This window comes from Natronorubrum daqingense, from assembly GCF_001971705.1.
Lineage (GTDB): Archaea > Halobacteriota > Halobacteria > Halobacteriales > Natrialbaceae > Natronorubrum > Natronorubrum daqingense.
This window is the reverse complement of record NZ_CP019327.1, coordinates 1,933,438-1,946,900: the sequence shown is the minus strand read 5'-3', so window position 1 is coordinate 1,946,900 and position 13,463 is coordinate 1,933,438. Positions and strand designations below refer to the sequence as shown.

Here is a 13,463-nt window from a genome sequence, read left to right as displayed (position 1 = left end):
TTAACGGGAGAAATACACCTGAATACTCTAGTCCCAACCCCCATAAATTGAGGTGTCGCGCGTGAGGCAGATCGCGACCGCGCCTCACGAGTGCGAAGGGAACCTCATCTTCACTGAGAACGGGCTCAGCCCTTACTGGATTCTCGGTCGACTCCTTATCCAACGGTTCGACGGCTACTCCGGCGAGATCGAGACGGAAGTCGACGGCGAAGAGTGGACGGTCAACCTCAAGTACCAGAAGAGCGGGATCGCGCCGCGTCTGCAGGACGATGTCACCAACGAACGTCTCTACGAGTATCGGATAAGCGGATACGGACGTGGTGAGCGGAAAGCGAACTTCCTGATTCAACCGCGCTTCGCCGATATGCGCCATTACGAGACCGGCGATCAGGTCTCAACACCGTTCGATAACATCCCCGAAGATGAGGGCGTCAACGTTCGCTTCGCCGGCTCGAACCTCGAGCCGCTCGAGTTCCGTCGTCTGTTGCCGACGTTCGTCCAGGTGCTGGCTCGAGAAGGCAATCTCCCGATCAATACGGACTATTTCGCGGGAGAGGTCCACGGGATGAGTAATATCACGACATACGAACGATACGTCCGGCTAAATCGATCCTGGAGTCCCAAGGTCGTCGGTCGAGCCGGAATCATGCAGCGATTGATGCACCTCTGTGCGACCGAGAAGGGCAGCAAGTTCGAGTACCGCGTCGACAACGAGGACATCGTCGGATACAACCATCGGGTCCGGCTGCCGACGCCGGACGCGAAGCGACTGATATCGGGCCACCGATTCGGGAAGCAGATCAAGCACTACCACCCGAAGTACGTCCGCGAAGACGATGAGACGGATCCGCTCTACCATCCGAAGGTGGGCGTTTTGCTGAAAAAGAAGCTGAACAGCAATCGCTCGTTCCGATGGGAAGATCATCGTAAGCTCCGTCGGGAGATCGACGAGACGCTCATCAACGTTCTTTCCTGGAGCGGAGTTCCGGTCCAGGTCGATCAGACGACGTACGTCCCCGACGATCACTTCGACGCAGTCGCTTCGGAGAAGCCCGTCGAGCTGTTCGCTGATCCGACGCCGGAACTCGAGACCGAGCAGAACGCGATGATTCTCCAGACGTTCGTCGGACTCCGTGAGAGCGACGAGAGGGTCCTCGAGACGCTCGTCACCGATGGTGGGAAGCAACACCCGAACGAGCTGGCGGAGAACACTGGGCGGAGTATCAGCACGGTGTATCGGACGCTCGATCGACTCCGGGGTGTACTACGGAACGACAACGCGTGCGTCTCCTTCGCGAGCAAGAAGTTCGAGCAAGACATCACCGCAATCGTCGAGCAGGTCGAGTTCGGGATCGAGAACGCTGCCGATCGCGTCTCGAAGCTCTACAATCTCGAGACCAAGAGCGCATCATCGAACGCCTGGCAACAGTTCTGTACGAAGTACAGTGCGAGTCTCGTCGGCGTTGCCGATGAGGAGGATACGACACTACGGATCGATACGATCCTCTCGAAGCTGAAGAGTTCGTCCAATCCGCGTATCCAAGATGTACTCGCCGAGGCTGTCGACGCCTGGCGTTCAATCGGGCGGGATCCACTCGAACTGCGGACAGCCGATGTCCAGTGGCGATCCGATCCCGATGCGTGGGAATACGGAAAGGTGAATCCGACCCTCAGATAGCGCTGTCCCAGTGAGTGGCAACACTGTCGTACGGGTCTAATTAGCGGTCTGTTTTACCGGAATATCGCCGAACGCGTGTTTCGACTGGAGAGCCAATCGGCACGATAACGCCAGAATATGGTTTGGGCGGGTTATCCGTTCCCGACCGCTGGGACAACCCCCTTAGCGAGTGTGCCTAAGGGCACTTGCTCAAAAAATTACTTACGCCTCCGCGAGCTCGAGTTGATGCACACGAAACGGGGGTGTGGATCCAGGGACTGTCCCTAGTCCCAGATATGCTATTCTAATTGGAGTGCCTTGCTTGCTGCCTCTATTGGATCGGTATAGAATACGAGTTCGAGTTCATCAAGAATCTCATCAGGGATCTTGCTGAAGCTGTCTTTATTTTTCGCCGGAAGAAGTACCGTCCCCGCTCCCGAGTCGACTGCTAATTGGAGTTTATCGACGAGCGAACTTGCTTCCACGAGCTCTCCCATGAGGCTCATGCTCCCGAGCACTACGAGACGCGGACGTACTGGTCGATCGAGTATACTCGAGATGATTCCAACTAGGAACCCGACACTGGTAGCCTTTCCTTCCGAGGCATCTGATGGGTTTAACACCTGAATTTTGATGTCGTGATCGTCAAGGGACTCTTCGCGAGAAAGCTCACGCATGTTTGCCTTCAGATAGTCATACGCTGTTTCGAACTCCTCTTTCATTTCAGATCCGGGAGTACCCGAGATGCTCTTTTTCCCTTTCCCTGGAAGTGCCTGTGTCTCGATCCGGAAAACGGCATTCTGAGACTCGGTGTTCCCAATCGTATAGATAGAGCCCGGCTGTTGCGTTCCCTGCGGAATGAGTGTCTCCTCTGCTTCCTCCGGAACGGTGACGAAGATCTCCTCTCGAGTATCCAGATCGATATACGAGAAGTTGACCGCCCTGTACTCCATTCCACCCATCCGCTTCAACTGTTCTTTCACTCGTCGCCGCCCTTCCATAGCGAATTCGAGGTATTCCCGGAGCTCTTCTTTTGTGTACTCACCGTGCGGATGGAGCATTTTCAGGAATCCTGAAACGGTCTTTCGGACCGCTCGTTCATCTCGCTGGTTCAGGTGATCGCCGAAGGCGAAGTACTCGTTTATCGCGTCGCCGTGGGATTCTTTCCGCAGTTCACGCATGAACTCGGAGAAGTAATCGACGATGAATCCAAACTGATCGTCGAAGAACTCCGAGCGCATCTTTGGAATTTCCCAGCCGGGAAGATAATAGTGGAAGCGATCGATTAGCGCGAGATCTTGCATATCATCGGGGAACGGCTTGAAGAGATGTGAGCTTTTGAGAACACCTTCAACATCGAGATCGATGTTTCCGACGTAGACCATTGATGCACGCGCTGAGAGTTCTTCAGTGCCGCGCGAGAAACTCCCAGACTCCATGTAATCTTTGAGCATCTGGACTGCCTCCGAATCGGAAAATTGCAGCCCCCCGACCTCGTCGAAAGCGACGACATCCCATCGACCAACGAGACCTATTTGTCCCGTATTGAGGTTTAGGAACAGCTTTGCGACCGTCGTCTTGCCTCCAGAAATAAGGATTGAGTGAGGGCTGATCTCGCGGTACAAGAAGCTCTTTCCGGTCCCCCGTGGGCCGAGCTCAACGTAATTATAGTTATTCTCACAGAGAGGGAGGCATCGGGTGAGAAAGAGCATCTTCTCTCGATCGGAGAACGTAGCTGGATCGTATCCTAGACTGTGCAGCAGTAGATCGCGCCACTCGTCGCGTGTGAACTCTCGACGACGCTCTTTGATCTCCTCGAGATCGAGACTCGATACCTGAATCGGTTTGAACGAGTCAATTCCAAAGAGGCTGTGCTCCGATCCAACGTTGTCTGGGAGATACTCGAGGTCAATAACCGCCCACACGCCTCCACCAAGCAGTTTGGGGTGTTTGCTGACGAGATGTTCGTTGATCTCGACGTTGCTAATTTGCAGATTGACGAACGAGCCGACGTATGCGTCTTGACGTTCGTCGAGGTGGACATTCACTTTGTCAATCACGCGGTAGCGGCCCCGTTCACGAACCTCCGACTTGATGAACTCCGCCTCGTCGGGCCGGACATAGTGTTTCTTCAGTATTTCTTTTACTCTCTCGACGCCTTCCTCGATCGCCGACTCACTATCGGTGGCACAATACTGACCGACGAGATACTCCAAGACATACGTCGGGACGTTCGCACCCGATTTGATGTCCTGGACGAGATCTTTCCGGACGACGCGCCCAGAAAAGTGCTCGAGCGCCTTTTGGTCGAGTTCACGTCGGGTCATTAGATATCGAATTCGAAGTCTTCACGCATAATGATGTCATTTTTCGCTTCACCCTTGGCCACTGTCTCACGCGTCTCTTCGTCAATCGCCTCGAACAAAATGGTTGCGTCCTCGTCGAGTTCGCCGCTTTTCAGACGGAGCGTTGCTTCGTTCTCGCCCTGGTTGACCTCGATGAGTTTCGGTTCCGCCACCTCTCGACCATCGACCGTTGCCGTGAGTCGGAGTGTCGGCGTCCGGGAAAACGAAAGCTGACTACTCCGAGCAGCAATCGTTACGTCGACGATGGTGTTTGTTACGTTGTCTGGGAACGACACGTCGTATTCGATCGGAGCGTCTTCGTCCTCGCGCTCAACGGTCGTCACTGTAAGGCAGGGGACTGCTAACTCCTGCATCGAAATACCCCCGTGGAAGTAACGCATGTTTCCACCGGCTGCTTTGAAGCAGGCGACGCTTCGCGGGAAGAACAGTCGAAGATCGTCCGCTTCGATCCCTAATTGACTCAGTTGGCTCTCGTCGAACTCGATGATCTCCTCACCCGGAATAACCGGAGCATCAGCATTGGCTGCTGCGAATCTTCGCTTCGTGAACGCAACCCCATCGAGTGATTCGACCTTATCCCGGTCGGAGAGTTCTTCGGTGTAGAGGAAGCCGTGATCTGCGGTCACAACGAACCGAGTGTACCCTGCAGCGCGGAGGCGTTGAATTACGTCCTCTACGTCGCGAACGTGGTCGGCAGCCTGTGCAAGTGCCTTATCATCGTCGAGACTTTCCCCGAGCTTGTCGATAATACCGGAGTAAACAATTCTCGGTGGTACACCCTCTTCTTTCAGGGATTTCTGAGGGGTACTCAGAACGTCATCGATATCCGAAACCGTGAACCCGGCATCGTTCAAGCAGGCTTTCCGATCCTGCTTCGACGAGATTTCGGTTTCGTCGACTTCCACGACTAAGTCTTCGCTCGAGTCAAGTTTGAGCGAAAGATCTCCGGGAAGATGAGTCGCCATCCCGACCTCCGTGATCGACGGAAGTGCAGCCGACGCGAGCGCAGTGTGCTGGTCGGTTTCGTCGTCGGATTCGAACCGTTCCTCTAACTCACGGGCTAGTTCATATCGCAATCCATCACAGATGATGACTGCCGTTCCATCTTCACGATCGACGTGTGAGTCGAAGAAGCCCGTCTGTGGTGTTCCGAGCACAGGGTCGTCGGCGAGGTATTCGGCGACCGGACGGTTGAGCGTCCGAAGGAACGACACGTAGTAGTTCGTAATCCGGTCTCGAACGTCGTGCAATCCCTCGACGGGACGACGGTTGTCTTTGACGCTGCGGACGTATCGACGGTACGCAGCGTCTATCGTCCACCAGTCGTCAGTGTACCGGTCAGCGAGAGTTCTCGGATCGTATCCCTCGGCTTCGATTTCGTCTATTGCGGATCCTGCATCGTCGAGGACTTCCAATCCGTGGTCGAGAATATCCCAGTACCCAGCGTGTCCCTCATCGTACCAGAACCCGTTCCGTCGCCGCTCGACGACGGACTCGAGCTCGGTTGCAATTGTGGGGAGTTCATCGAAGTCGGCTTGGGAAAGGCGATTCAGACAGAGTTGGACGAGGCCGTCGTCGACCTGTCGGAACGAATTCGACGCCCACTCGAGCGAGTCCGAGCCGACGACCTCTTGGGTGAGATTCCGGTCCTCGCTAACCGAAGCGGCGTACTCGAGATAGGTCGCGGTATCGATCTTCTGCCAGTATTCACAGAGTTCAGTTGCTGCTTTCGTATCGTCGGCAGCGAGACGGTCATACCGGTCGGTGGGAGAGTTGTGTTGGAGTTCGCCGAAGAGTACTTCGGTTGCGATCTCTTCCGCGTCGAGCCCCGCCGAGATGCCGTACGTGTCTTGAAGAAGGTGTTCCCACTCGTGCCCCTGCCCGTGTTCTTCGATCGTATCACGGTACGCGTCGGGATCCGCGAGGTACTGGACGATGTAGTCTCGCGGAGAATGGTTCGGCGTTTCGAAGAGGACGCAGAAGAACGCTCGACTCAGTTGCGTCTCGTTTTGCCCCCAGTTGGCGTACTCGTCCGGGATTCGATCCTCCTTTCCGACGAGATACTTCGAAGCGGGGCGATCACCGACAGTTGCGCCGGGCCGGAACTGTCGACCCAGCCGGTGGACGTCCATAAACCACTCCGCCTCATCGCGCCATTTCGGGATGTAGAACAACCACTCCTCTTCGATGTCGTTGTCCTCTTCCCAGAGGCGACGTTTCAGTTCGAGGAAGCTTCCATCGTATCGGGCGACGTTCACCCCTCGATCTTCCATCGTCGCTTCGATATCGTCGATGACGTTGCCGTACTTCTCGCTCGAATCGTACCAGACCCAGACGGGATGGCGATCGAACTTTTCCTCGAGTTCGGTGACGACCTCCGTGAACGTGTCCGACATTAGCGAATCACCGACGTACAGTCGATTTTCCTTCGTTGCATGAATCTCACTTGTCGGTCATAGAGTGACTGCTACTATAATAGTCAGGTAGTTCGATGGGGACAGGAATTATTACTTCGCTGTGAGGAGTGGGAGTATGGAGTCTGGTAAGAAATCGTTAGAGGAACTTACGACGGCCGGGGTTTTCCATATTCCCGATTATCAACGGTACTACTCGTGGAAGAAACCAGAGTGGAGCGATCTCTGGACCGACCTGTCAACGCTACCCGATGGGAAACAACATTATTTCGGAACGATCATCATTCAAAAGACGAACGAGACAGAAACAGCACAACAAATCGATGGATACGGCGGTGAAACAGAGAAGAATATTAATCTCCTAATCGATGGTCAACAGCGACTGACCTCGCTTACACTATTGGCTAAGTCAATGATTGAATTTCTCGAGCAGATCGCGCCGAAGACTGCCCATGAAGAGGAAATACTCAACGACGTAGAGGAAATGAGAAAGAAAATCTTAGTCGAAGATAACATCTACTTCCTCAAATTACTCGATGGGGAAGATAGCGAATATCTTGAACGGATTATTGACGGTCGGAATCTTTCTGAACCAGAGCGCCCCTCCCAACGAAAGATGATAGAAGCAAAGGAGTATTTTGACGATCAATTGGAAGAGCTCTGGGAGCAACCAGAAGTCGAAGCGATCGAAATTGCTACTGAACTCAAGCAGCTCTGGGAGACAATTCTTGACTTGGAGTTGATGGTATACGTCGTAGACGCCGAAAACCCAGAAAAAGCGACGCTTATTTTCGACAGTGTAAATGACCGAGGGCGAGCATTGTCTACCTTCGACAAGACGAAGTCATTTCTCATGAGAATGGCTTATCTCGCAGCAGAAGACGAAGATGATGGACAGGGGACAATCCGTCAGATTCGTCAAGCGTTCGGTCAGATGTATGACGACCACCAGCGAATGATTGATTCTCCATACATCGACGATATTGAAGACGATGCGGTCCAGCGCTATCATTTTATCACGTTCTTCGATTGGTCCGACCGCCAAGATCACCAGACTCCAGCATTCCTCGAAAATCTCAAATCACACGTGCGTTCGTTACGAGAGAAGGACCCAGAAGCATGCTTGGAGTACATTCAAGAGTACGTCGAAAGCCTTGAGAGGGCATTTGATAATCTCGGGAATATTCTCTCACACCGGAAAGATGATGAGATTGCTGATCTGATTGACCGGATTCACAAACTACGCCATGCAACGAAGTTCTATCCGTTGTTACTCAAGGCGTGGCCTCATCTAGACCGTGAAGGTCGACGAAAACTTCTCGATGCCATTGAAACATACATTTTCAGAGTATACGCTGTTGGAAACCATCCAACTTACACTGGTCGATCATCGCTCCAAACACTGGCAAGAGATACGACTGAGACGAGTTCTATCAATGTGTGGATACATAAAATCGTCAATATCATGCATCGATACGAAAACGATTCACAGTTCCGACGAGTATTGTCGTCGTCTGATCTATACACAAATGTTACCTCACAAGATCTCCGATACCTCTTCTACTTTTACAATGAACACCGCGCCGTAGACGAAGGAGAGACAGGATCGATTTCGTTAGATGATGCAATGGGTGAGAATTACACTATCGAGCATATCTGGCCACAGAGCCCCGATGAACTGCCTATTGAGGAGCCAGGAGATTATCCAAGTGCCCAGGCGCGATATGATGCCTACAAACATCGCTTTGGTAATTTAACGCTTGCGAGCAAATCTTGGAACTCGAAGTGGGGGAACAAGGATTTCCAGACGAAACGCGACGAAGGATACGAGAAATCGAAGCTATGGGTACAGTGGGATCTCCAAGATTACGATGAATGGTCGGTTAAGAGCATTGGTGAGCGTGAAGAGAGATTAATACAGTTTGTGATGGATAAGTGGGATACTCCAAGGACTCATGCGAGTGCAGCTGAGTGGTAGGTTGCTCTTGCGGTGAGCCAAAGAAACCACGCCCGATTTTCGAATACAGGGGGGTGTATTTCAATGATCCATGTGACCAAGGTTCGCACAGGTCGAAATAATACCGAACACGTTCTTGTAACAGCTCATTGACCACCTCGTTCAGCTACGGAGAGATAGAGCGCGTAGTTCCCTGTATACTGTTTAGTGTCACGGACCCTCGTTCGCTGGAGATTTAATTCGACCCGTGTCTCGTCGTTTTCGAGATCGAGGATCGATTTTAGGAGTCCGGCGACGGTTTCGACGAACTGCGCATCACCGGTAACACGGATATTCGAAATATCCGTTTCATAGGTACTGCCTTCGAATCCCGCTGGTTTCGGGAGAATTGACCGCTTGAATTCCGTTGAACTCGGTCTATCACAATTGCGAAGCCACTTTTCCGCATTCCGCTTGCGGATGGTACCACTTTTTGTTGATCGAAGTTGCTCAAGATCAGTTCCAACTGCTTCTGCCTGGCGTGAGATAGTTGGTGAACCGTTTTCTGAATCACAGTCCGTACACTGATCACTATCTGCGTCAGGTATGAGAAGGACACCACACTGGTTGCAAAAGTCCATCCAGCATTACTTGCTTGTATGCTAATATCTTTGACGGCATCTGCGTGTGCGCTCAATGTAGACGAGCCGATACTAATTTCACAATTCCGTAAGAAGGGAATCTATGGAAGAGATTATGTCTGCTGTCGAAAGGTTCGTTTCGGGAGAACTCGAGGGATGGAGCAAACAACAGTCCGGTGAGGGCTTTACTTACTACGTTGATCGACCCGACAGTCGGCGATTGGCATTTATGACTGTCCAGCCAAATCGAGGTGATTCATTCGTGTACATCCACCTAGATGGGTCGGTCAAGGATTCCGTTCGTGAGGCCCCGCTTCAGACGCCAAAAGAGAGCAATCAGTTTAGCGAAATTCCACGGAGCTGGAAGTGGCGTGGCTCGTTCAAGTATACGGTCGAGTTACGGGGAACAGGTGATATCACGGATGAAGTTCGACGTTCGATTCTCGAGTCCTATCAACAGGTAGTACAGGCATGATTTAAAGATATAGAGGTTAGCTGTTATTTTTATTGGCGTTCCGTACTCACTCTTTGCGAACCGACAGAATACCGACTTTTCTAGTAGACACTGGTAAGTCGGTTTTCGCCGTGAAACCAGGCAAATGATCGTTCTTATCGGTGCCGTTATTTGCTGGCCTTCTCCAGTGACGGTCCACGGTAAGTTTGCATATTAGAACCGCTCTAACTGAGACGGGACCGATGCGAGAACGACATCCAAATCAGAGCTTATCCAATTCAGTCTGCAGGAGATCGTACTCATCGACCTGTTGGATGTTCTCCCAGATGCCAGCCTCGAAGTCCGGCTCGAAGCCCTCATCGATCAACTCGTCGAGTCGCTCACCGAAGTCTCTAACATCATCGAGTTGTTCCTGAACCTCCTCGAGTTCGGAGTTGAGTTCGGGTTTCCGATCGTCACTCGCGCCCTCGAGTTGACTCTCGATGCTTTCGAGCCGATTCTCGAGGGTTTCGATCTTGGCGTCGACGTACTGACCGCGGAGTTTTGGAAGCGTTTCGGCGTCCATGGCGTGATAGTAGAGGAAGCAACTGAACGCACCGTCGTCGCTCTCGAGGTGCCAGTAAATAGGGATGCGCTGACCGCGACGGCGGTACTCCTTCGTGTGGTGATAGCGGAAGAAGTTCTCTTGTAGCCAGTCGGTCATATCCTTGTTGAGTAACTCCTCGATCTCGGCTTCCTTCTCATAAACGTTGTCGAAATTGGCTTTGATGCACTTGCGGATGCGACCAGTTACGTTATTGTCAAACTGATCGTCGAAGACGAGGATATCGTCTTCGATAGGTGTGACTTGCTCGAGATGATCCCATCTGCCGAAAACATATCCAAGATAATATGACAGAAGCCGGCCTGCTGCTTCTTGTTTCTCACCACGAGTATACAGATCGTTTTGGGATCTAATCAAAGTGATCGTATATGGTGAGACTTCAGTTTTTTCCGCTATCTCTCGGATAGAGTCCCCCATATTATCTCTAATGACCTTTACAATATTATCATAAGTTTCGTTGTCAACTTCGGTTGTGGGTATTCTCTCACGGAACTCTCGCGAGTCAGATTCAATTTCCCCTGAGTTTTTCAAGTGTGGATATTCTGACAGATTTGCCAAATTTTCATCTAATACACGATCTTTTGCCCTTCCATCAATCCCATACTCTTCGAAGACACTATTGTCAGCTAATCCATGTATGATTTCAATATCTGATGTTGCCAAATCCTTCTGTAATAAGTATTGATCAAATGACTTCTGGAAAATTTCTCCACTGAACTCGCGCTTAGTTTCATAGAGAGATGATTTTGATTTTTGTACTTCAATTGCACTCTGCCCTAAGCTTTGAAGCTTTTCAGACGGTTCTTCTTTCACTGGAATTCGTTTCCCATCACCCACTTGGAAATCTAATCCAGGATTTAATCCCTGCAATATAAAGCGAACGAGTGAGGAACAAAGGTATGTGACGAGTTCTTTTGTTCTTTCATCGTCTTGAACATCTACAAAATGTGCATGGTTACTAAAGATGTGATCTTTAGGCTGGACACGTGCAGTGAATCGCTTACTCGCTCGACGGAAAGTGATTCCTTGGTTGCCATAATAGTCTTCATTCCTCACGTGACTCCCGTCTTCATTTTTTATGCTTTCCCCATCACCTTCCCAGCGAACGATTCTTTCTGGAGAGTAGTAATAGACATCGTCATCACCACTCAACATATACCATTTGTATTGATTTCCTATTTGATCTTCTTCTATCTCCCACCAGCACCTAGTGAATTTATCATCGTCTCCGGTCTGGAGCCCAGCAACAACATCTGCAAGATCGTCTAATAGTGGATACTCCTCATATAAATTCAATATTTCTGATCCAAACCAATAGACAAATGGTTGGCGGTCTATTTCTTGGAATGTATTTTGATTCACAACATATACATCATCATGTGGTTTATTTGATCTGTTATAATTCGTTATCTCTTTCAAACCATTGATTTTGTCCTCGAAGTCTTCATACTTCTCTTGTTCGTGAGTCATGCGGTAGAATCTAGATGACTGAAAGTTGGAAGGATTAGTATTACGTAGCACAAACGGAATTGTATACGAATCTTTAGCTTGATCAAAACCATAGCGCGATAGATGTGCACCCTCTATCAATTGTTGGTTTGACACGAGTTCTTTTCGGAGACCCCTATAACTATAAAGAAACATGAAATCTTCAGGAGTTACCATTGTCACATAGCCATCTTCATCAGCGAATTCTGTACATCGTTCAATAAACGCGGTATAGAGATTTCTGCTGCCCTTATAACTTTTTATATGTTTTTTCAGGTCCTCACCCATTTTCTTACTTCCAAGATATGGAGGATTAGACACTACAACATCAAAATCTTCTACAAAAACATCTAACAAGCGTACGCTTTTTTCCACTTCCTCGGCAAACATTTCTTCAACAGGGTCGTTTTGTTCCAAAGCTTCTTCGGCCAAATACTTGACTTGTGTCAAAAGTCTCTCTTTTATTTGTTCCCATGATTCATCTTCATCATCTGAAAACGCAACTACAGAGGATTGCTTTGCCAACTTCCCATCGTTTGTAAACTGTGATTGACCTGTTGAGCTAATCTCTTCAAGTTCTTCCTCGATAATTTCCTCGATTTGTTCTTCGATCCGAACTAAACTCCCCCACTCTCGAATATGCTCAAAACTCGTCCATACTTGCTCAAGAACTCGCTGTTCTAACTCTGAATCAGCCCGCTTTAGCACTTCTTCCTTTTTTTCACCATTGACTAATACAGCGTTTGCTGATACGATGTTCATCCCTTCAATAGCAACATTCGGTGAGTGGCTCTTCGCTTTCACATATAGTGACAGAGCCGCAATCTGGGCTGCGCCCTCATCAATATCAACCCCATATAAATTGTTTTTTAAAATCTCTCGGGGAATGTACTTCTCGGCAACATCACTGTGCTCAAGATACATCTCATACAGTACATCGAAGGCGTAGAACAGCATATGTCCGCTGCCACAGGCTGGGTCCAGTACCTTAATTTCACGGACATCCTTTACATTTCGGTCGGTTAGCGACTCCTCAAGAGGAGCGAGGTAGAAACATTTGTTTTCGTCGTTGATGTCCGTCTGATCGCCGTACATTTCGAGCCATAATCGCCCCAGCGAATTATCGACCATCCACTCGACGATATAACGGGGCGTGAAGAGTTGTGTCTTCGTTGCGACATCCGTGTCCCGTACCTTATAATCACCTTCGTTGATTCGGTGGTCGATTTCCTCGCGCTCGTTCTTGCCAAAGTACTGGTATACCCATCCCATTGCCTCGTCCGATGCCCAGACATCGTTCTCAAGATCGTCAAGTTCCTCAAGCACCTCCCGTCGAACCGCAAAGCCCGGCTCAATTGCCGTGTAATCCGACCCATCGAACAGCACCTGAATTTCCGATCCAATCTCCTGGTAGGCTAAATCCAGTGCAACCCCCAGGCCGTCATCGGAGGTATCGGTCAACTCCCCGGCGATCTCGTCGACAGTGTAGTGCATGTACGAGCGATTCCCGTACTCCGCCCGCGTCCGAAGCGTCTCTGTGACTAGATCTCGCGCTTCGATCGTCTTCAGCCCGACGAGCCGGTTGAGATGCTCCTTGGTCGCTTCGCGAATGTAGTTCTGATATGCCCGCCCGTAGAGTCCATCTGTTGCCTCGAGTTCACGCTCGAGCGCTGCATCGATCTCTTTCCGTGTCGCAATATCCTCGACGGACAGGTGAGATAGCGAACTCACCGGGACTCGCTCGTCATCGTATATCCCGTAGCGCTCGAGTTGGCGTTCAAATTCGTCCTCGAGCGTCTTGCGAGCCTGTAAAATGGTGCTTCGGATGTCCGATCGAACGTCCGCGCTGAGACCGTTGTGTCGAGTTTTCGCTGACATATGTAGAGTCCGTGAATTCGAGGGA

At 50.6% G+C, this 13,463-nt stretch carries 5 protein-coding genes; 2 read left to right on the top strand and 3 right to left on the bottom strand.

Annotated elements, in window-relative coordinates:
- Positions 1-61 precede the first annotated feature (61 nt).
- Positions 62-1,678 carry a DUF7845 domain-containing protein gene (locus BB347_RS09420; RefSeq protein WP_076580873.1) on the top strand — a complete coding sequence of 539 codons (1,617 nt, stop codon included), beginning with the start codon at positions 62-64 and terminating at the stop codon, positions 1,676-1,678.
- A 278-nt stretch (positions 1,679-1,956) separates the two neighbouring features.
- Here BB347_RS09420 and brxL read toward each other — a convergent pair whose 3' ends face one another.
- Together brxL and BB347_RS09410 are read right to left on the bottom strand one after the other, a co-directional pair.
- Positions 1,957-3,984 (bottom strand): protease Lon-related BREX system protein BrxL, encoded by a 2,028-nt coding sequence (brxL, locus tag BB347_RS09415; RefSeq protein WP_076580871.1) that lies wholly within the window; start codon positions 3,982-3,984, stop codon positions 1,957-1,959.
- Positions 3,984-6,419: a PglZ domain-containing protein gene (locus BB347_RS09410; RefSeq protein ID WP_076580869.1), complete on the bottom strand. Its 2,436-nt coding sequence runs from the start codon at positions 6,417-6,419 to the stop codon at positions 3,984-3,986. The genes brxL and BB347_RS09410 overlap by 1 nt, the downstream gene beginning before the upstream one ends.
- Before the next feature lie 136 nt (positions 6,420-6,555).
- Here BB347_RS09410 and BB347_RS09405 point away from each other — a divergent pair, with 136 nt between their 5' ends.
- Complete coding sequence (locus BB347_RS09405; RefSeq protein WP_083687734.1) at positions 6,556-8,415, top strand: DUF262 domain-containing protein; 1,860 nt, start codon at positions 6,556-6,558, stop codon at positions 8,413-8,415.
- A gap of 1,315 nt (positions 8,416-9,730) precedes the next feature.
- Here the strand turns inward: BB347_RS09405 and pglX are convergent.
- Positions 9,731-13,438 carry a BREX-1 system adenine-specific DNA-methyltransferase PglX gene (pglX, locus tag BB347_RS09390; protein WP_076580863.1) on the bottom strand — a complete coding sequence of 1,236 codons (3,708 nt, stop codon included), beginning with the start codon at positions 13,436-13,438 and terminating at the stop codon, positions 9,731-9,733.
- Between the last annotated feature and the right edge of the window lie 25 nt (positions 13,439-13,463).